This window comes from Actinoplanes sp. HUAS TT8 (genome assembly GCF_051380535.1).
In the GTDB taxonomy this organism is placed as follows: domain Bacteria; phylum Actinomycetota; class Actinomycetes; order Mycobacteriales; family Micromonosporaceae; genus Actinoplanes.
This window is the reverse complement of sequence record NZ_CP195646.1, coordinates 4788850-4810300: the sequence shown is the minus strand read 5'-3', so window position 1 is coordinate 4810300 and position 21451 is coordinate 4788850. Positions and strand designations below refer to the sequence as shown.

Annotated in this window: 12 protein-coding genes; 8 read left to right on the top strand and 4 right to left on the bottom strand. The window is 71.4% G+C overall.

What is annotated here, in order from left to right:
• Nucleotides 1–54: 54 nt before the first annotated feature.
• The 3 genes from ACSHV8_RS21680 to eccCa are packed head-to-tail and all read left to right on the top strand — an operon-like array spanning nt 55 to nt 8001.
• Nucleotides 55–813, top strand: a complete 759-nt coding sequence (locus ACSHV8_RS21680) for a hypothetical protein (protein ID WP_436535568.1) — start codon at nt 55–57, stop codon at nt 811–813.
• Nucleotides 813–4025, top strand: coding sequence for a hypothetical protein (locus tag ACSHV8_RS21675; RefSeq protein ID WP_436535567.1), 3213 nt, complete (start codon nt 813–815; stop codon nt 4023–4025). The genes ACSHV8_RS21680 and ACSHV8_RS21675 overlap by 1 nt, the downstream gene beginning before the upstream one ends.
• 28 nt (nt 4026–4053) lie before the next feature.
• Entirely contained in the window at nt 4054–8001 is a 3948-nt protein-coding gene (eccCa, locus tag ACSHV8_RS21670) for a type VII secretion protein EccCa (protein ID WP_436535566.1), read from the top strand.
• A 79-nt stretch (nt 8002–8080) separates the two neighbouring features.
• On the opposite strand, the gene ACSHV8_RS21665 is transcribed toward eccCa, so the two are convergent.
• From ACSHV8_RS21665 to ACSHV8_RS21655, 3 genes are all read right to left on the bottom strand, one after another.
• On the bottom strand, nt 8081–8500 hold the full coding sequence (locus tag ACSHV8_RS21665) for a hypothetical protein (RefSeq protein ID WP_436535565.1): 420 nt from the start codon (nt 8498–8500) through the stop codon (nt 8081–8083).
• Between the two features lie 514 nt (nt 8501–9014).
• Nucleotides 9015–9803 (bottom strand): SDR family oxidoreductase, encoded by a 789-nt coding sequence (locus tag ACSHV8_RS21660; protein WP_436535564.1) that lies wholly within the window; start codon nt 9801–9803, stop codon nt 9015–9017.
• A 36-nt stretch (nt 9804–9839) separates the two neighbouring features.
• Nucleotides 9840–10202 (bottom strand): nuclear transport factor 2 family protein, encoded by a 363-nt coding sequence (locus ACSHV8_RS21655; protein WP_436535563.1) that lies wholly within the window; start codon nt 10200–10202, stop codon nt 9840–9842.
• A gap of 275 nt (nt 10203–10477) precedes the next feature.
• Between ACSHV8_RS21655 and ACSHV8_RS21650 the strand changes: the two genes are divergently transcribed.
• Nucleotides 10478–11611: a hypothetical protein gene (locus tag ACSHV8_RS21650; protein ID WP_436535562.1), complete on the top strand. Its 1134-nt coding sequence runs from the start codon at nt 10478–10480 to the stop codon at nt 11609–11611.
• Here the strand turns inward: ACSHV8_RS21650 and ACSHV8_RS21645 are convergent.
• On the bottom strand, nt 11608–12549 hold the full coding sequence (locus tag ACSHV8_RS21645; protein WP_436535561.1) for a GlcNAc-transferase family protein: 942 nt from the start codon (nt 12547–12549) through the stop codon (nt 11608–11610). The genes ACSHV8_RS21650 and ACSHV8_RS21645 overlap by 4 nt on opposite strands.
• Nucleotides 12550–12680: 131 nt before the next feature.
• Between ACSHV8_RS21645 and eccD the strand changes: the two genes are divergently transcribed.
• The 4 genes from eccD to ACSHV8_RS21625 are packed head-to-tail and all read left to right on the top strand — an operon-like array spanning nt 12681 to nt 21437.
• Nucleotides 12681–14060, top strand: a complete 1380-nt coding sequence (gene eccD / locus ACSHV8_RS21640) for a type VII secretion integral membrane protein EccD (protein WP_436535560.1) — start codon at nt 12681–12683, stop codon at nt 14058–14060.
• Nucleotides 14061–14067: 7 nt separating this feature from the next.
• Nucleotides 14068–15531, top strand: coding sequence for a type VII secretion protein EccB (eccB, locus tag ACSHV8_RS21635; protein WP_436535559.1), 1464 nt, complete (start codon nt 14068–14070; stop codon nt 15529–15531).
• Between the two features lie 3 nt (nt 15532–15534).
• Entirely contained in the window at nt 15535–18183 is a 2649-nt protein-coding gene (locus tag ACSHV8_RS21630) for a hypothetical protein (protein WP_436535558.1), read from the top strand.
• Nucleotides 18180–21437, top strand: coding sequence for a right-handed parallel beta-helix repeat-containing protein (locus tag ACSHV8_RS21625; RefSeq protein WP_436535557.1), 3258 nt, complete (start codon nt 18180–18182; stop codon nt 21435–21437). Before ACSHV8_RS21630 ends, ACSHV8_RS21625 begins: the two co-directional genes overlap by 4 nt.
• Nucleotides 21438–21451 lie beyond the last annotated feature (14 nt).

The following is a 21451-nucleotide window of genomic DNA, read 5'->3' as shown; positions in this document are numbered from 1 at the left end:
TCCACCGCCGGCCGGATCCGGGTCCACTCGTCGCCCCCGCCTCGAAAGGAAACCATGTCCGGCGAAGCACCCTCCGAGATCGCAGAGAAACTCGTCGACTCGGGGACGATCACCGAGGACGAGAAGTACACCTACTTCGCGTGGGGTACGGAGTACAGCGCCGGCACACCCGAGGAAAAGGCCATCCACGACAAGGTGGAGAAGCTGGTCAACGAGTGGACCGACGGCAAACCGCCGACGCTGTCCGGGAACGACACCAACCCGGACACCGACATGCCGGACGACAAGCCGAAGGACGCGCTGGACGATCCGAAGGTCCTGCCGCCGCCGCTGAACACCTCGGGGGAGAAGGGCGGCTCGGTCACGGTCAGCACCGAGGCCCTGCGGCAGTTCGCCAAGAACCTGAAGATGCTTGAGGACCTGGTGGTCAAGGAGCACACGTCGGTCAAGGACGTGAAGGTCGCGCCGGGCACGTTCGGCGCCGGGGTGCACATCAGCGCGGCCATCCAGACCGGGCTGCGCGGCGACACGCTGCGGTTCCTGCAGAGCGTCAGCGAGACCTTCACCTACATCCGGGCCGACATCGAGACGCTGATCACCGACTACGACTCCACCGAGGAGTGGAACGGGATCACGGCGCAGCAACTCAACAACGTGTTCAACGACGCGTTCACCAACATCAGCCACTACGGGCAGTACGGCAACACCAGCACCGACGGGACCGGCACCGAGAACAACGGCAACGGCAACGGGAACGGAAATGGGAACGGCAACGGGAACGGAAACGGCAACGGGAACGGGCAGAACGCCTGATGGCCGATCCGTCCAGTTCCCCGCCCCCGCTGGTCTCGACCGGGCCCAACGGCATCTATGCGAGCGGTGAGACCGGTAGCGAAGGCAACGTCTACGACTACACGGACAAGGACTGGAAGTGGATCGAAGCGGTCCTGACCGGCTCCTCGGCGGTCAACAACGCCAACGGCGCGGCCACCGCCGCGCAGAACGCCGCGGCCCTGGTCAACCCGCAGTCGCTGCGTGACGCCGGGAACATCTTCAACAACACCCAGTCGGTCATGCGGGGCGTGGCGCAGAACCTGGCGTCGCAGATCAAGGGCCTGGCCGGCGACGGCCGGGCCTGGCAGGGCACGGCCGCCGAGACGTTCAAGGCCAAGATGCTGGACGTCGCCAACTACCTGGAACGGCAGGCCGAACGGATCAACGGCGGGGACGGCGAACTCGGCGTCTCGGTGCCGAACCAGCTCTTCCACAGCGGCAACATGCTGGAGTGGGCGCAGAAACAGGTCCTCTACATCGACCACTTCTACGCCGGCTGGGCATCGAACTACGTCAAGGACTACGGCGACGGCGTCGTGCACGTCAGCGAGGTCGACGGCCTGCCCGAGATCATGACCAACGCCATGCGCGAGGTGATGGGCAAACTGGTCACCGAGTACGTCCGGCTGGGCACCAGCGCGGTGAACACCCCGCAGCCGATGAACCCGGAGACCGGCTCGCCGACCGGTGGCAGCTCGACGCCGCCCCCGAACAGTTCGCTGCCGTCGAACAGCGTGCCGTCGTACAGCCCGCCGCCGTTCGAGTCGTCCTCGCTGCCGCCGACCCCGTCGATCTCCAGCAGCGCCCCGCCCGAACTGTCGTCGACACCGCCCCCGAGCAGCGTGCCGACCCCCTCGGCGTCGGCCACGCCGACCCCGACCCCGCCGGCGCTCTCGACGGACGCCCCGGACGAGGTCACCGGCGGACCGGACGCGCCGGACCCGTCGGCGACCGACGTCCCGCCACCGGACGCGCCGGACGCGACGATGTCGGCGATGGCGACCCCGGACGACGTGCCCGACCCGACCGACATCCCCGACTCGGGCGCCGCCGACACTCCGGATCCGCCCGGCGCCTCCGGCGCCGATCCGCCGGCCTTCAGCGCCGCCGGCGGTGACGGCGGCGGCCTCCCGGGCTTCGATCAAACCGGCGACGGTACGGGCACCGGGGCCAACACCCCGATCCCACCCTTCACCAGCGGCAACTCTCCGAGCGGCGGCACGAACGGCGGCAAGGGCGCGGCCAACGTGCCGGTGCCGGAGTTCGACGGCGGTGCCGACGCGCCCGGCGGGGGCGCGGGCGGTGGCTCCGGCGGGTCCGCGCCGGGCTTCGACGCGTCGGGCAATGCGCCCGGCGCCGACGGTGGCGCGTCCGACGGCGTCAAGCCGGTGATCCCGCCGTTGACCTCGGTCGACGCGCCCATCGACACCGGCGCCGGCGGCTCGTCGGGAACGGGCACCGGCACCGGGGCGGGATCGCCGCCGATGATGCCGCCGATGTCGCCGCCGCAGTCGGGCACGAGCGCGACCGACCGCTCGGACTCGTCCGGGCTGGTCGGCGGCGACGCCGCGGACTGGGATCCGGGTTCGGTGCCCGGCGCCCCGGAGGCCTCGGGCGGCGCCGCACCGGGTGCCGGTGGCGGGACCGGACTGGAGACGCCCGGAGGTGTCACCACCCCGTCCATCCCCGGCGTGGACACGTCGTCGCCCGGATCCGGTTCCGGGATCGGTACCGGCACGGGTGCGCAGACGCCGGTGCTGCCGCCGATGTCGCCGCCGCAGTCGGGTACCGGTGCGACCGATCGGCCGGATTCGTCGGGTCTGGTCGGTGGTGATGCCGAGGATTGGGATGCGGGTCCGGTGCCGGGTGCGCCGGAGGCTTCGGGTGGTGCCGCGCCCGGTGCCGGCGGTGCCGGTGGCGGTGGCGCGGGTGTCGCCGTGCCCGGTGCCGTCGGCGGTGGCGTGGGCTCGGGCGTGGACGGTGTCACCGGGCCGGGCATTCCGTCCGTGGAGTCGCCGGGAACGGGCTCGGGCACCGGGCTGGGTCCGGGGGCGCAGACGCCGATGCTCCCGCCGATGTCACCTCCGCAGTCCGCTACCGGTGCGACCGATCGGCCGGATTCGTCCGGGCTGGTCGGTGGTGATGCCGAGGACTGGGATGCGGGTCCGGTGCCGGGTGCGCCGGAGGCTTCGGGTGGTGCCGCGCCCGGTGCCGGCGGTGGTGGAGGAGTGAGTTCGGGCTTCGGTGGCGTGACGTCGCCGAGCATTCCGCCGCTGGAGTCGGCGGAGACAAGCACCGGCACCGGTAGTGGTTCTGGACTCGGATCGGGCGCGTCGGGTGCGGGCATGCCGATGATGCCGCAGATGTCGCCGCCGCAGAGTCAGCGTGGGGCGGCCGACCGTTCGGACTCGTCCGCGCTGGTCGCCGGTGACGATGTGGTGTGGGACGAGGATCAGGGTGCGGGCACTCCGGACGCTCCGGACGGAGCCGAGCGCGGCCGGGCGGCGGGCGGTGCCGACTACGTGCCGCCGACGTTGCCACTGGGCGGGCTTCCGTCCGTACCCCTAATTGTTGGTTTTGGGGAAAGCGGCCAGAGGCGCGGCAGCCGGCGTGACCAGGCGCCTTTGGCCGCGCCTCCGCTGCTGCCGGCCGAGCGACGGCGGGCGGAAGAGCGCTCCGAGGCCGGCGAGCTGCTGGATGAGGACGAGGGTGCGTGGGTGTCGGCCGATGAGGAGATCCGGCCGGATCAGATCGCCGTGGTGCGGGAGTCCGAGGACGACTTCGGGTCGTGGGACAGCGAACCGCTTCCGTGGGAGACCGAGGACGTCGAGGGTGAGGACGATCCGTCCTCGTGGGGTGGGCCGGAACCGGTGGAGTCCAGCCCGCCTCCGCCGCCGGCCGAGGAGGAACCGAAGGCGCGTCCGCGGCCGTCCGGGCAGTCCTACGAGTCGGTGCTGCTGGCCGAGATGCCGCTGCGCTCCGGCGGGCCGGACCTGACGCCGGAGGATCGCAGCCGGCTCGCCGCGGAACGGGCCGAACGGGTGCGCCGGACCCGGATCGAGATGGGTCTGGACCGTGACGACGACGCCGAGGAGGAGGAACCGGCCGAGCGCCGGGCCGCCGACCTGCTCGACCGCGACGACACGCAGTGGGGAAACCGCGACGACGCGGTCGACGGGGTGATCGGATGATCGCCGCCGGAACGGAGAGCCGAGCACGATGAGCATCGTCACTGTCAAACGCCCGCCCCGGGTGGATCCGCCGAAGCTGCCCGACGGCCAGGTGGAACTGCAGGAGCCGCCGGTGATGGCCGAACCGGCCCAGCCCGACTTCCGGGCGTTCATGATGGTCATCCCGATGGGCCTGGGCATGGGCGGCATGTTCCTGCTCTACGGCATGTCCAACCGGTCGCCGGTGATGTACGTGATGGGCATCGTCATGGCGGTCGGCATGGCCGGCATGGGCGCGATGCAGATCGGGCGCAACGCCGCCGAACGCAAGACGAAGATGCGCAGCGAGCGGCGCGACTTCCTGCGCTACATCGCACAGATCCGCAAGAAGGCGCGGCAGTCGGCGCAGGAGCAGCGGCAGTCGGTGCTCTGGAACAACCCGGACCCGGGCGCGCTCTGGTCGATCGCGATGGGCACCCGGATCTGGGAGCGGCGGCCCAGCCACGAGGACTTCGGCCGGGTCCGGATCGGACTGGGCCGGCAGGGCTCGTCGGTGAAGTACGTGGCGCCGTCGACCAAACCGATCGAGGACCTGGAACCACTGTCGTCGATCTCGCTGCGCCGCTTCGGCGAGGCCTACCGGACCGTGTCCGGGGTGCCGATCGCGGTCGGCGCACGCAGCTTCACCAGCATCGAGCTGGAGGGCGAACTGGAACGCACGCTCGGGCTGGCCCGCGCGATGATCGCCCAGCTGGTCACGTTCCACGCCCCGGACGAGTTCCGGGTCGCCGTGCTGTGCGGGCCGGCCGAGCGGGAGAAACACTGGGACTGGATCAAGTGGCTGCCGCACAGCGCGCACCCGGCCGCCGAGGACGCGGCCGGGCCGGTGCGGCTGTTCGCCGACGACCACGATCAGCTGTTCGAGCTGCTCGGGCCCGACGTCACCGACCGCGGGGACCTGGACAAGTCGGTGGTGCCGAGCGCGACCGAGCCGTACATCCTCGTCGTCGCCCACCACACGGCCATCCCGGAAAGCTCGCGCCTGCTCGGCGAGGGCATCCGCAACGTGGGCCTGCTCGACCTGACCAACGACCTGCCCGGCGGCCCGCGCGTGCTGCGGCTGACCGTGGACGGCGAGCGGGTGGAGTTCCCGGCCGGTGCGACCACGGGCAGCGCGGTGCCGGACACGCTCAGCCTCGACGAGGCCGAGACGCTGGCCCGGATCCTCGCCCCGAAGCGGACCAGCGGCACCCTGGAACTGGTCGACGAGCCGATGAGCAGCGACTTCGAGCTGACCACGCTGCTCGGGGTGCGCGACGCGTACACGTTCGACGTGCCCGGGCTGTGGCGGTCCCGGCAGGCGCAGCGGGCCCGGCTGCAGGTGCCGATCGGGGTCACCGAGGACGGCGAGGTCGTCGAGCTGGACCTCAAGGAGTCGGCGCAGGGCGGCATGGGCCCGCACGGCCTGCTGATCGGCGCGACCGGCTCGGGCAAGAGCGAGCTGCTGCGCACGCTGGTCTGCGCCCTGGCCATGACCCACTCGTCGGAGATCCTCAACCTGGTCCTGGTCGACTTCAAGGGCGGCGCGACGTTCCTGGGCATGGATCGGCTCCCGCACACCTCGGCGGTGATCACCAACCTGCAGGACGAACTGCCGCTGGTCGACCGGATGCAGGACGCGCTCAACGGGGAGATGACCCGGCGGCAGGAACTGCTGCGGGCGGCCGGATACGCATCGCTGTTCGAGTACGAGAAGGCCCGCGCGGCCGGCGCCCCGCTCGCCCCGTTCCCGGTGCTGCTGCTGGTCGTGGACGAGTTCAGCGAACTGCTCTCCAGCAAACCGGAGTTCATGGACCTGTTCGTGTCGATCGGCCGGCTCGGGCGCAGCCTCGGCGTGCACCTGCTGCTGGCCTCGCAACGGCTCGACGAGGGACGGATCAACCGGGTCGAGGGGCACCTGTCGTACCGGATCGCCCTTCGGACCTTCTCCTCCATGGAATCACGGTCGGTGATCGGCGTCGGCAGCGCCTACGAACTGCCCTCCGAACCCGGCAACGGCTTCCTCAAGGTGGACATCACCAGCCTGATCCGGTTCAAGGGCGCCTACGTGTCCGGCCCGTACGAGCGCAGCGCCCCGGGCGCCGACGGCGAGCCGCACGCCCGCGCGCTGGTCGAGGTCGTGCCGTTCACCACCGCCAGCGGCATGATCCGGCGGCGGCGCCCCGAACCCGAGACCGAGGCCGTGCGCCCGGTCGAACCCGTCGCCACGTCCGACGAGGTGCGGCTGATGAACGTGATCATCGACCGGCTGGAGGGGGCCGGGGCGCCGGCCCGCCAGATCTGGCTGCCGCCGCTGGCCGAGGCCCCCAGCCTGGACTCGCTGCTGCCCAGCGTCGTGCCCGACCCGATGCGCGGAATGACCGTCGAGCCGGCCGAGATGCACGGCCGGCTGCGGGTGCCGGTCGGAGTCGTCGACCGGCCCAGCGAGCAGCTGCGCGACCTGCTCATCGCCGACCTGAGCGGCGCCGACGGGCACGTCGGCATCGCCGGCGCCCCGCAGAGCGGCAAATCCACCCTGCTGCGCACGCTGGTGCTGGCGCTGGCGCTGACCCACACCCCGCAGGAGGTCCAGTTCTACGGGCTCGACTTCGGTGGCGGCGGCATCATGTCGCTGACCGGGCTGCCGCACGTCGGCTCGATCGCCACCCGGATGGAACGCGACCGGGTGGTCCGGACCATCCAGGAACTGCGGGCCGTCCTGGAGCTGCGGGAAGCGGCGTTCGCCGAGCACGGATTCGAGTCGATCAACGCCTACCTGGCGGCGCGCGCCCAGGGCCGCATCCAGGACCCGCACGGGCGGGTGTTCCTGATCGTCGACGGCTGGTTCACCATGAAACAGGACTTCATGGAACTCGACCAGCAGTTCGGTGAACTGGCCTCGCGCGGTCTGTCGTTCGGCATCCACGTGATGGTCACCGCCAATCGGTGGTCCGAGATCCGCACCTGGGTGCGCGACCTGCTCGGCACCAAACTGGAGCTGCGGCTCGGCGACTCGATGGAGTCCGAGGTCGGCTCCCGCAAGGCGGCCTCGGTGCCCAACCAGCCCGGACGCGGCATCACCGCCGCCGGGCTGCACTTCCTGGCCGCGCTGCCCCGGCTCGACGGGCGGACCGCCACCGACGACCTGCCCGAGGCGACCAAGACGATCGTCGAAGAGATCAGCACGTTCTGGCCGGGCGACCCGGCGCCGCCGGTCCGGTTGCTGCCGGCCCGGCTGCCCGCCGCCCGGCTGCCCGGGCCGAAACCGGAATTCCAGGTCTGCCTCGGCCACGACGAACTGCGGCTGGCCGAGGTGTGGCACGACTTCATGGTCACGCCGCACCTGCTGGTGCTCGGCGACAACGAGACCGGCAAGACCAACATGCTGCGGCTGGTGCTCGATGCCATCGCCCGGCGCTATACGCCGGCGCAGGCCAAGGTGGTCATCGGGGACACCCGGCGGGATCTCGACAACGCGATCGCGGCCGACTATCGCGTTGGGTATGCGATCACTGCGCAGAATATGGCTGAACTGGCCAAACAGGCGTCCGTGTCGCTGGGGCGCCGGCTGCCCGGGGCGGACATCGCCTCCGAGCGGCTGCGTAAGCGGGACTGGTGGGAAGGGCCGGAACTGTTCGTGGTGGTCGACGACTACGAGATGATGGCCAATCCGGGCGGGATGGGGTCGATCCTTGACCCGCTCATCCCGCTGATCGCCCAAGGCGCGGCTATCGGGTTCCACCTGATCATCGCGCGGACTACGTCCGGGGCGATGCGGGCCATGATGGACCCGGCCATCCGGCGGATGTGGGAGCTGGGGACGCCGGCGGCGCTGTTCTCTTATCCGAAGGACGAGGGGCGGTTCCTGGGGGAGGCGGCGCCGCGCAAGCTGCCGGCGGGTCGCGCCCAGCTGGTCACCCGGCGCGCCGTCCGGCTCATCCAGACCGGGGAGGTCTAAGCGCCTGCTTCCGCGCCTTGATCTGCCGAAGAGAGCGCGTCGAGCGTGTGATGACCTTGGCTTGCCATGAGCAAGTGTTTCAGTGCCGAGGTTTTCGAGCGCTGTTGCTGAAGCGGCTGTAATAGTCTCGCCTCGGGCCATCAAGTTCGATTATTGACAGTATATTTCCGGCTTCTTCGCGATTGCGGCCAAAAACGTACCGAAGGATCACCCAGACCCCCTCACGGGCCAGGGCGCGGCAGTCTTCCCCAAGGCTGGGGCGCCCTAGGAGTTCCTCGCTGTAGTGAGAATCGCTGGATACCAAGGACTCCAGCAGCCAGATCAGTTCGACTTCGGCAAAGTCGGTCACGTCTGCGGCGAGTGCGGCCAGGATGACGCTCACCGACGGCACCGCCACCTCGAACAGCCCACCGTTGGACTCAAGATGCCCGGAGAAGTCGATCTCCCTTACATCCTCTGGATTTGCGGCTTGAATGAGCGTGGTAAACATTTCTGCCACATGCTCCGCTGTATTTCCGCAGCCGCACCGATACCCTCCCCAGCGGTGCCGTCCTATCTCGGCAAGTGCGAGACGGTTACCGACCGACACGGCGGGAATTTCGGTGATTACGCACCCTCAAAATCCTAGAGTGATCCGCATCGACACGGCAACCCGGCGGTGGCGGCATCAAGCCCTCGTGCAGTCGTACTCATTTGCCGTGATCCGCGCATGGCGAGCCGAGATGAAGCTGGCCGGCCTATCGAGGGTCGGCGGTGCCCCGTCCCCGACCGGACCCCGGAGGGCCACCCGGTCCGGCCGGGGCCGCGGGCGGGCAGCTTCGGCGAGGCGCTCGCGCTGATCGCGGCCGGCCAGGGGGTGTTTCCGGTCGGGGAGCACGCGGCCCGGTTCTACCCGCGGCCCGACTTGGCCTACGTGCCGTTGCGGGACCGAACTGGGCGACCGCCAATGCGAGCAGCCGGGTGCGCGAGTTCGTCCAGGCGGCCGCCGACGCCGTTCAGCCGCGTCGGAGCGTTCAGACGGTCGGGACGGTTCCGCCGTCGATCACGTACTCGGCGCCCACGATGGCCGAGGCGCGGTCCGAGACCAGGAACCCGACCAGGTCGGCGATCTCCTCGGTGTTGGCGAACCGCCCCAGGGGTACGCCGCCGAGGGAGTCGTAGATGCTCTGCTTGGCCTGTTCGCGGCTGATTCCGTTGCCGTCGGCGAGGCGGTCCACGAGCCTCTCGTAGGCCTCCGTCTCGATCCCGCCGGGGCTGATCGCGTTGACGCGGACACCGCGCGGGCCAAGCTCGTTGGCGAGCCCCTTGCTGTAGGTGCGCAGCGCGGCTTTCGCGGCCGCGTAGGCCAGGGTCGCGTCGTGCAGAGGAAGTTCCCGCTGGATCGAGGTGAAGTGCAGCACGACCGCCGACCCGGACTCGATCATCGCCGGGAGCAGGGCTCGGTCGAGCCGCACCGCTCCGAGGAAGTTCAGGTTCAGCTCGATCATCCACTGCTCCTCGGTGATGACCGCGAACCCGCCGGACGGCGTCGAGGCACCTCCGACGACGTGCACCAGGATGTCCAGTGCGCCGCCGGTCTCGGCCATCCGTTCGGCGACAGCCTTCGCGCCCTCGACCGTCGAGGTGTCGGCCTCGATGAACCGGTCGGGGTGCTCGTAGCCGTCGGGCATTGTCCGGGCCGTCACGTAGACGTCGGCGCCCATCTCCCGCAGCCTCTCGACGACGGCCCGGCCCGAGCCCTTCGACCCGCCGGTGACCAGGGCACGGCGTCCGTCGAGACGGTCACGATCTGACGTAGACATTCTCTCTCCTCGAAAAATTTGCGGGGTACGGGCTGGTCAGGAACCGTGGTTGGCGATGACGAGTTCGGTGATGACGTCCGCCCGGATCGTGAACCGGTAGTCGAGCTCGGCGACGCCGCCCGGGAACGTCCCCGCGAGCCGCAGGGTCACCACCCAGTGGTCGTCGTCGACGCGGGCGGCACCGAGCCGTTCGGTCGTGTACTCGAACTCGGAGCCGGCGTCGCGCAGGAATGTGTGGATCTGCTCCCGGCCGCGGAAGGACTCGCCCTGATCGACGGCCACCGCGTCCTCGGCGAAGAACGACGATGCCGTGTCGGCGTCGCGGACGACGTGCGCGGTGAGGAAACCGCGGACAGCGGCGGGAAGTGAATCGGACCGGAGGTCGTCGTGGTGTGTCATGAGCCCACCGTGCGGCCTCGCGGCACCGGAGGGTCAAGCGCTGGACTCTCCCCCTGGGGGAGCCTCCGTTCAGACGAGGGTCAGCGCCGGGCCCGGGCGGCCGGCTCGGTGCCGAGGCGGGCTTCCTCGAGACCGCCCTGGATCGGCTGCAAGCTGCCGCCGGGCCACGCCCAGTTGGTCACCCGGCGCGCGGTCCGCCTGATCCAGGTCGGCGAGGTCTAGGCGGTGGCACCCCAGCCGTGGCGGCAGTCGGGTGCTCTGGTGCAATACCGCGCGTGGAGAAACGTCTATCCGATCGGCAGGTGCGCGCGGTCGCGGCGGCTGACGACGTCCGGCATTCGTATTTCGTGTTCGCCGACGGCCGGTTGTGGCGGACCGGAGCCGGGACCGAGCAGGCCGAAGTGGTTGCCGAGATGCCTAACGTCCGGGAGGCCGGAGAGGGCACCGGCGACGGGCGGATCGAGGACCGGGAACTGGAGATCCGGCTCTACGTTCACGGGCCGTGGGTCTGTGTGACCGAGCGGTTCGGGGTCAACGCGGCGCTCGTCGACACCACGACCGGGGCGGTTCGCGAACTCCGCCGGGAGGACTACCACTCCGATGTGTCCAGTTACTCGATCGGCTTTCTGGAGCGGGACGGGCAAACGCTGCTGCTCGCTCAGACGGCATGGAATCGGCTGGACGTCTTCGACGCGTGGACCGGAGCCAACCTGACCGAACGCGAGGTGTTCAATCGGGACACCGGGCGGAGTGACGAGCGAGGATTCCGGGTCTTCGAGAGCCAAAACTACATCGACTATTTCCATTCGCTGCTGCATGTCTCGCCTGATTCGCGACGGTTCCTGAGCAACGGCTGGGCGTGGTCGCCCGTGGATTTCGTGAACGTCTTCTCGACCGAGGCATTCCTTTCCGGGTACGAGGAGACGGGCGTCTCGGTTTCGACGGCGTTCGGCTACAACTGGGACCGGCCGTGCGCGTTCATCGGCGACCGCACGTTCGTGCTCGCGCTGGACGAACAAGGGGACGGCACCGACCCGTACCGTCAATTGGCGTTTTTTGACATCCCCGAGACGCCGTCGGACGAATTGCTCGAGCCCAACTCGCTCGTCGACTGCGAGGTGTTCCCACGCAACCAGGACGGGGAGGTCAAGGGCGAACTGCATTACGACGCCGAGTCGGGCTGTCTGGTCGCGCTGACGAGCGACAACGGCTCATCCCTCGTGTCGTTGACCGGGGAGATCGTGTCCCGCATGCCCGACCTGAATCTCGCGAGCCCACCGGCGCACGGCGATTTCGGCAGCAGTTACAGCGGTTCCGGTGGATGGTCCTACGCGCCGAAGCATCGGTTGTTCTACCGCTGGGTCACCGGCGTCGGCATCGAAGAGCGTCTCCTGCCGGCCACGGTTTAGACCGGCGCCAGGGCCGGGGCCCAGGCGGCGGGCTCGGTGCCCAGCCGGGCTTCCTCCGAGACCGTGCGATCTTTGAAACTGATTCCGGCGTACGCCTCGAAGTCGGCGACCGTGCGGACGGTGCCGCAGCGCAGCGGGCCGGTCGGGTTGCGCAGGAGGAGGTTGCGGGCGGTCATCCGGCTCAGTTTGTCGCGGGCGCCCCAGCTCTTGAACACCTCGGCGCCCGGCTGGTGGTCGTCCCAGTGTTTGCGGCGGTAGAAGCCGCCGTAGTTGTGCCACATGAACGTGCGGATCGGGTGGAACAGGTCCCAGCCCCAGGTGAACGCCCGTACCGAAAGGGTGATCTCCTCGCCGTGGAAGTACAGCTCGGGATCGTAGGGGACCTCTTCGACGAACTGGCCGGCGGCGAACAGGAAGTGGCCCGAGACGAAGCGGGCGCGGACCGGGCGGTCGCGGTCGCGCCAGCCGGGGATCGGCATCGGGCAGACCCGCGGGATGGTGTCGGCGCCGATGTCGAGGGCGGTGAGCACCAGGGGTTCGGCGCCGAGGTTCGGCTCCTCGTCGATCTCGTAGACCGGCAGGTAGGCCGAGAGCACCGGCTTGTCGGCCGCGGCGGATCGGAGCTGGTGCATGATCTTGTCGTCCCAGGCCGGCACGAACCGGTGGTGGCTGTCGAACTGCAGGTAATGGTCCTCGCCGTCGTACATCTTCATGCATTCGGCCCGGGCCCAGCAGGTGCCCTGCGCGTCCCGCCAGTTCACGTCCAGGACGGTGACCTGAGGGTGGTCCAGCAGGGGGGTGATGTCCTCGTCGTCGCCGTGCTGCCAGCAGATGCCGAACCGCAGACGCTCGGGGCGGCGCGCCTTGGCCAGCATGTCCAGCACCGTCGGCACCAGCTCGCTGTCCCGGTACGACGCGATCGACACGAAGATCGTCATGGTGACACCCTGAGCTACGCGCGAGCCGGTGGCGATGCCCACGACGGTGAATATGGCTCAAGGGGCACAACCGTGGTTCCTATGGGCCAACGTTCTACGGCCCCGGCGACCGGGCGGTCCAAGATGCTTGCGTGACAACCGCGTTGAACGGCGACCTGTGCCGGATCTCGGTCGAGGGGCCGAACAGGCGGATGGACCTCGCCGTACCCCTGACCACCACTGTGGCCGCACTGCTGCCGGTGCTGCTGCAGCACACCGCCGAGGGCGGGCTCGACCTGACCCGGCCCGAGGAGTCCTGGGTCCTGCAGCGGATGGGCGGGCGGCCCTTCGACCCGACCGGCACCCCGGAGTCGCTGGACTGGCTCGAAGGGGAGCGGCTCTACCTGCGCCCGGTCGAGAATCAGCTGCCCGAGATGCACTTCGACGACATCTCCGAGGGCATCGCCGAGACGGTCAACGAGCGGCGCGACAAGTGGCAGCCGGAGTACCGGCGGCCGCTGTTCATCGGCGTCTCGGCCGCGGTCGTCCTGCTGCTCACCGTCGTTCTGCGGCACGCCGGTTCGCTGTCGCTGCAGGTCGGCGTGGGCGGTGGTGTCGCGGCCGGCCTGCTGATCGCCGCGGTGCTCTACGCCCGCAACCTCGGCGACCGGGCACTGTCCACCCTGTTCGGGCTCTCGGCGATCCTGCTGGCCGGGGTCACGGTCGCCGACGCGGCCGGGCCGGACGCCGGGCCGGCTGCGGGCGCCGGAACTGCCGCCGGGGTCGCGCTGACGCTGGTCGTGGTGCAGCGCCTGTGGGCGCCGACCCTGCTCTACCCGGTCTTCCTGAGCATCTCCGGTCTGGGCGCGGTGGTCGACGGCGTGATCGGTCTGCGGCGGATGGCCGGGATGGACGCGGCCGGGGCGGCCGCCCTGGGTGCCGTGATCCTGTTCGCGTTCGTGCTGTTCGCGCCGAACCTGGTGCTGCGGGCCGGCCGGCTGCGCGGCCCGCAACTGCCGAAGACCGGCCGGGAGCTGCAGTTCGACATCGAGCCGTACCCGGCCGAGGAGATGGAACGCCGGGCCCACGCCGCCCAGAACTATCTGAGCGTGCTGGTCGTCTGTGTCAGCGTCGCCCTGCCGGTGCTCTACACGGTGATCCTGCCGGCCGGCGGCTGGGCGTCCTGGGCGCTGCCCACGGTCCTGTCGGCCGGGCTGCTGCTGCGCGCCCGGGTGCTGCTCAACGTGTGGCAGCGGGTGGCGCTGACCGCGAGCGGCGGCGCCGGGGTGGTCATGCTGCTGCTGGCGGCGGCCGGGGCGGCCACGGCCGGCTGGCTCGTCGTCATCCTGCTGTTCCTGCTCGTCCTGCTGGTCGTGACCGTGCTGGCCGCGATGCGGCCGTGGCCACGGCGGCTGCTGCCGATCTGGGAGTTCACCGCGACCGTCTTCGACGTGATCGCCGGCGTCGCGATCCTGCCGATCGCCCTGCAGCTGATGCACACGTACGCGTGGGCCCGCGGCCTGTTCGGATAGGAGGAGCATGCAGACCCAACGTGACCACGTGCACGCGCACCAGTTCCAGATGGCCCGGATGAGCTCGGCCCTGCTGCTGGGCGACCCGTCGATGGCCGAGAACCCGATGCGCCGCACGAGCATCGGGCTGGCCGTCGGCGTCGTCATCGGACTGCTGGTCGTGGTCTGCTTCGGCGTGTACGGCTGGATCGTCCCGGGCGGCAACAACTCGTGGCGCAAGGGCGGTTCGATCATCGTGGAGAAGGAGTCCGGCACCCGGTACGTCTATCTCGACGGCCGGCTCTTCCCGACCCTGAACCTGGCCTCGGCGATGATCCTCAACGGCGGCGCGAAGATCCAGCTGGTCTCCCGCAACTCCCTCAAGGACGTTCCGGTCGGTGCGCCGATCGGCATCCCGGGCGCCCCGCAGCTGATGCCGTCCTCGGCCGGCGACATGCTGCGCGGCCCGTGGCTGGCCTGCCTGGGCGGCTCGGTCAACGCGTCGGCGGGCGACCAGATCGGCATCAACCTGGACCCGGCGGCGCCCGCGGCCGAGCTGCCGGCAGACCGGTTCGCCCTGGTCGCGTCCGGGTCGAAGGAGTATCTGATCTGGTCGGGGCGCCGGCACCTGATCACCGATCCGAGCATCCCGGTGGCGCTCGGCGCGACCAGCGCGGTGCCGATCCCGGCCCCGGCGGCGTGGACCGAGATGGTCCCGGCCGGCGACCCGATCGAGGTGCCGAAGATCGCGGGTGCCGGCCAGGCCGAGGTCACCGTGGACGGGCGCCGGGTCAAGGCGGGCGCGCTGTTCAGCCAGGCGGCCAACGGCGGTGAGCAGTACTTCGTGCTGCGCGAGGACGGGCTCACCGCGGTCAACCGGACCATGCTTCTGCTCCTGCAGGCGGCGTACCACACCCGGCCGGTCGCATTGGACGCCGCCGCGGTCGCCGCCGCGCCGCGCTCCGATGATCGGTCGCTGACCGGGCCGTTCGACGGCCTGGCCGAGGCCACCGCGCTGGACGGCTCCGGACTCGTGCTCTGCCAGCGGCAGACGCCGTCCGGCAAGAACAGCGTCGACAGCCGGGTCGTGGTGACCGCGCCGGGCAACGCCGCGCTGGCTCAGGACGGGACTGCGAGCGTACGGCTGCCGGCCGGCACCGGGATGGTCGTGTACCCGATCCCACCGGCGAGCGCGAGCAGCCCGCCGGATCCGTACCTGATCGCCGACCAGGGGCAGAAGTACCACCTGACCGACAAGAAGGCGACCTCGGCGCTCGGGCTGGTCGACGGATACCAGGTGCCGTTCCCGCGCGCCCTGCTGCAGCGGATCACCAGCGGGCCGGACCTCGCGATCGAGGCGATCGCCACCTCGGCCGGGGCCGGGGTCGGGCCGACCGTTCCTCAGGCGCCCACCACGCCCGGCAACGTTCAGCTCAAGACCCTCAAGCCGCCGCCCTCCAGCGCCGGCGCCAGCTCCGAGCCGGGGAGGTAACCGATGGCCGTGCTGTCGTCGTGGCGGGGCAAGGGCAGTCGGGGCATGCCGTTGCACACCGTCGGCAACGCCTACGTGCTCTACTCCACCGAACAGATCAGCCCGCAGGCGCAGTCCCTGGCCATGAACGTGGCCCAGGACCCGGAGAACGACGTGGTCGTCCTCGACGCGCCGGGACGGATGTCGGTGCTCACCTGGGAGTCGGTCGCCCAGGCGCTGCCGCGCCGACGGCGGGCCGGTATCCGGTTGGTGATCTGCGGGGACAACGCCGAGCCGAGCAGCCTGGTCGGCCAGTGGCTGTCCGAACGGCTCAACCGGACCGTCGTCGCCCCGCACGGCACCGTGCTGCGGGCCGCCGGCGGGGCCCTGTTCGTGCACTCCGGCGCCGGCACCGGCTGGATCCGGTACCGGCCCGGCCGGGAGCCGCAGTGGGAGGGCAAACGCTTCCCCCGCCCGGAGTGGGACGGGCTGGCCGCCGAGGCCAACCCGACCAGTTCCACCGGCGTCGCCGAGCCGATCCCGGGCGGCGTCTGGATCCACGACAGCACCGCCGGCGAGGCGATCCAGCCGCATCGCGAGTGGCTGCACGCCAACGTGCCCTGCCAGCCCGGCATCCTGGTCGTCCTGCTCGGCTGCCCCGGCACCGGCAAACTTCCCCTGGACGACGTGCACCGCTTCTGGCGCCGGCTCGGCGAGGAGGACCGCCGTCGGGTCCGGTTCGTCGGGTACGGCCCGATCGACGTCCCCGGCCGGGACCCGTTCGGGCAGGCGGTCGCCGACGCGCTGGGCACCCCGGTGGTCTGCTACAGCGGCGTGCCGGTCGGCCCGCCGGCCCGCCCGCAGCTGTTCACCGTCGACGAGGACGGCCGGCTGTGCTGGCAGTCGTTCGCCGAGGAGTTGGCCTACACGCCGCGGGAACGGCCGTCGGCGCCCGCGCCCAGCCCCCGGATCATTCGGCACCGCATCCCCCTCGAACTGGGGGAGGAGCTCGGCGCCGGGGTCTACTGGTACGCCGAGGACGCGGTCGTCGAAGTACTCCAGTCCGGTCTGTGGCTGCGCCCGAGCGAGGCGCCGCGCGACGCCGACCGGATCCGGGCCGCGCTGGCCGACCCGGAACGTCCGGCCCTGGTCTTCGACGACGCCAACGGTCCCCGCGCGAAACGGATGCGGACCCTGGCCGCCGACGTCGCCGCGCAACTGGACCCGGCGACCCGGGAACGCACCGAACTGCTGGCCGCCTCGGCCGTGGTGGCGGCGTCGTCGCGGGGGCCCGCGCGGGCCGTGGGCACGATCGGGGAGGAGGCGCCGACGCCGTTCTCGGCCGAGGAGACGGTGCCGGGCACGCCGGTTCAGGCGCCGCCGCCGCTGGCTCCGGCCTCGGTCGCGCCGACCCCCGCACCCGTCACTCCGGCGCTGCCGATTCCGCAGGTCGCGGCCTCGGACTGGGCCGAGGAGACGCCGCCCATGGCACCTGTGCCCGCTCTCCCGGAGCCGGACCCGGCGTTCGTGCTGCCGCCCCCGCCCCCGCTGCTGGTGCCCCGATCCCGGGAACCCGCAGTGGTGCCACCGCCCCTCGCGCCATCCGCCCTGTCGCCGGTCGAGCCGGTCATGGACATGCCGATCCAGGCGATCCTGGCCGGCTCGTCCCCGACCGTTGACGCCCCGACCGGGGACGCCCCAACCGGGGACGCGCCGACGGTGGGCGCCCCGACCGCGGAGACGCCGACCGGGGACGGTCCGGCCGCCGAGCCGCCGGCTATCGCCGTACGGGAAACAATTGAAGCGCGACCAGCGGCGATGCCGCCGCCTTCGCAGCGGCCGCGCCCCCGTCTCCAGCCGATCCCGGACCGCGCCACCTCGGCCCTGCCGCCGCCGGGCCGCGGTCTCACCGAGGAGCGGGCCTGGCTGCGCCGCACCCTGAGCAAGGAGTTCGACCTGGTCGCGACCACGGTTTCGCGGGTTCTCTCGCAGCACCCGGTGCTCCTGCGTGGTGAGGGCATCAGCCCGGACGACGCGCTCACCGACTCGGTCGCGGTCCGGTTGTACCTGTCGGCCAAGGGCCGCGTGATCGATGCGGCGCTGCGTTCGGCGCGCAAGGGACCGCACGTCCCGCTGGCGCGCTGCGCGGTCGCCGGTCTGACCCGCCTGCCGTCGCACCGGGGCGCGAGCTGGCTGGCCACCTCGCTCACGGCCGATCAGTGGGAGCTGCTGGCCGGGCGCATCATGCTGACCGAGTGGGGCTTCCTGAACGCCCTGATCGAGCCGAGCGGCGACCTGTCCGGCGACACCGACGTGCTGATCTGGGCGATGACCGCGCGCCGGACCGAGCTGCTGGAGCCGAGCGACGACGACCATGCGGGCAGCCGGGTGTTGTTCCTGCCGGGCACCAGCTTCAAGATTCTGGAACGGAAGGAACCGGCGGGTGACCGGCGCGGGCGGTTGCTGCTGCGTGAGGTCGGCGCGAGCGAGATCAACCCCGATGGCCGCGTACGGGACAACCGGACGTCCTTCGACGAGTTGGCCGTCAAGTCCCTGAACGCCTACGCCACGCGCTGGGCCGACGCCGAGTCGCCGTCGCGGATCGGGGCGGCCGCCCGCCCGCGGTTCCATGCCGTCCCGGGTCTGGCCGAGAGTTCGGAGGAGAGCCGATGAACCGCCAGGTGCTCGTGGTCGGCGGCGGCGAGCCGGGCGCGCTGCCCACGATCGCCGCCGCGCTCGCCCGGGCCGGCGACGACGTCACCATCTCGGTGCACGCCGGCCGGTACGAGGAGAACCTCGAGATCAGCAAACGGGTCAGCATCGTCGCCGCCGACGCCGCGGAGTCGGTGGTGGTGCACGCCGCGTCCGGCAGTGTCCTGGTGGTCAACGGCGCCGGTGTCTCACTGCGCGGTCTGCACCTGATCTGCGACGACGAGAGCCTGGCCGCGGTCGACGTCTACAGCGGCGAGGTCGCGCTGGACGGCTGCCGGGTCGAGAGCCGGTCGTGGACCACCGTCCTGGCCCGCCTGCAGGGCTCGATCGCGGCTCGCGGCTGCACGATCAGCAGCGCCACGGGCGCCGGGGTGGTGGTCACCGCCGAGCGGGCCAGCACCATCGAGGACACCGTCTTCCAGGACGTCGCCTCGTCGGCCGTGGTGGTCACCGAGACCGGCCGGCTCACCCTGCGCCGCTGCCGGGCGATCGGCGTGGCCGGCAACGGTGTCTGCGTCAACGGCGACGCCGTCTGTGTCCTGGAGGACTGCGAGATCGTCGACGCGGCCAAACCGGCCGTGGTGGTCGAGCAACGGGCCGGGCTGACCGCCGAGCGGCTCACGGTCACCGGCAGCGCCAACGTCGACCTGTTCCTGCGCGGCACCGGCCCGGTCCGGATCGGCCGGTCGACGTTCACCGGGGCCGGCGCGCACTCCGCGCACCTGGCCGGCGGGTCGTCGGCCCGGTTCACCGGCTGCACGTTCCGGCAGGCCGGCCGGATCGCGATCCGGGCCACCGACGGCGCCGTCCCGCATCTGACCGACTGCGTGGTGGCCGACAGCCCGATCGGGGTCGTCGCCGACGGCGAGGCGGCACCGCGGTTCGAGGGCCTGACGGTCACCGGCACCACCGAGCGGGTCGCCACCGTCGGCGCTTCCGAGGTCGCGTTCACCCGCCTGCACGCGGAGATCACCGAGGGCGCCGGGGTGGTCGTCGAGAGTGCCGGCCGGGCCACCGTCCGCAGCGCCACGATCGAGGCCGGCCGGGCCGCCGGGATCCAGGTGATCGAGGGCCGGGTCACCGTCGAGGACAGCCGGGTCACCACGACCGCCGAGCACGCGGTCGGCGTCACCGGGACCGGCGCCGCGTCGCTGGTCGCGGTCCGGCTCAGCGGCGGCGGCCTGCTGGTCGGGGACGGCGCGCAGGCGAGCGTACGCGACAGCGAGGTGCACCAGCCGCAGTCCGACGGCATCCTGGTCGGCGCCGGGGCCACGCTCACCGCGACCCGGACCCGGATCCGTTCCGCGCGCCGGGACGGGGTCCGGGTCGACGCCGGTGGGGCGATCACGCTCAGCGAGTGCGAGGTGCTCGACAGCGCGGGCGACGGTGTGCGCATCGACTCCGAGCAGCCCAGCCGGCTCAGCGGCTGCACGATCCAGGGCAGCGGCGGTGAGGCCGTACGCCGGCCGCAGCGTCATCAGGTCACGGTGGACACCCTGGACTCGGGCCCGCCGGCCCCCGACCCGGTCCCGGCCGCGGCCGATCCGGCGCCGGCGGCCGAACTCACCGGCGCGCTCGGGGAACTCGACTCGCTGATCGGTCTGGACGGGGTGAAGAAAGAGGTCACCGGCCTGATCAACCTGATCAAGATGTCGGAGATGCGCCGCGGGATGGGCCTGCCGATGCCGCCGATGAGCCGGCACCTGGTCTTCGCCGGGCCGCCCGGCACCGGCAAGACCACGGTCGCCCGGCTCTACGGCACGGTCCTGGCCGAGCTGGGGGTGCTCTCGCGCGGCCACATGGTCGAGGCGGCCCGCGCCGACCTGGTCGGGCAGTACATCGGCTCGACCGCGATCAAGACCACCGAGCTGATCACCAAGGCGATCGGCGGGGTGCTCTTCATCGACGAGGCGTACACGCTGAGCGCGGGTTCCGGCGGCTCCGGTCCGGACTTCGGCCAGGAGGCCATCGACGCGCTGATGAAGATGATGGAGGACCACCGGGACGAGCTGGTCGTCATCGTCGCCGGCTACTCCGAGCTGATGGAGCAGTTCCTGGCGTCCAACCCCGGTCTGGCCTCCCGGTTCACCCGGACCGTCGAGTTCCCCAACTACAGCGTCGACGAGCTGGTCACCATCGCCACCAACCTGTGCCGCAAGCACTACTACGAGCTGACCGACGACGCGGTCCAGTCGCTGTACACGTACTTCGAGCGGGTGCCGAAGGGCCCGACCTTCGGCAACGGCCGGGTCGCCCGCAAACTGTTCGAGGCGGTCGTCAACAACCAGGCGTCCCGGTTCGCGCTGGCCCCGCCGTCGCGCGACACCGAGCTGAACCGGCTCACCGCCGCCGACCTGGAACCCGAGATCGCCCAGTTGCGGGAGCCGCAGCCGGCCGCGGCCCAACCGGACGCGGCCACCGATCCGTCCGCGGCGCTGGCCGCCAGTCACGCCTGGCGTCGCCTCGGCGAACTGGCCGGTCTGGTCGGGGTCCGGCAGGCGGCCGGCGCGAACGTGCTGCGCCTGGCCGACCTCAAGAACCGTCGCCGCGGCTACGCCGACCAGGGCAACGTCATCCTGGCCGGGCGGCGTGGCAGCGGCCGGCACGAGATCGCCCGGCTCTACGCCCAGGCGCTGGCCGAGCTCGGCGTGCTCCCGTCCGGTCACGTGGTGCCGGTCGCGTTCTCCCGCGAGCTCGGCGCGCAGTGGCCCGGCCAGGCCCGCAGCCTGGTCGCCCGGGCGGTCGACGACGCCCGGGCCGGGGTGCTGGTCGTCGACTACGACCTCGACGGCGACGACCACCACGCGGTCGAGGTGGCCGAGGCCCTCGCCGAGGTGCTGGCCGCCCCGGGCGATCCGGTGGTGGTGCTGACCGGCGAACCGGCCGCGCTGGCCGGACTGTTCCGGCAGGTGCCGGCGTTGCGCGACGGGTTCGCCGAGCAGTGGGACTTCCCGGCCTTCACCGCGGCCGAACTGGCCGAGATCGCGGTGGGCTACCTGGTCCGGCGCGGCCACGAGGTGCCCGACGACGTCCGGGCGTCGCTGGCCGGGCTGGTCACCACCCTGCCCGAGCCGACCGTGGTCGCGGCCCACCGGCTCTCGGCGGCGCTCGCGCGCACGGCCGCGGCCCGCACTCTGACCGTCGCCGACGTCGGCGGCCTGACCGCGTACGGACTCACCGACCGGGCCGAGGGTGGCCTGGCGTCGGTGGGTTAGCTCCGAGCGAGATA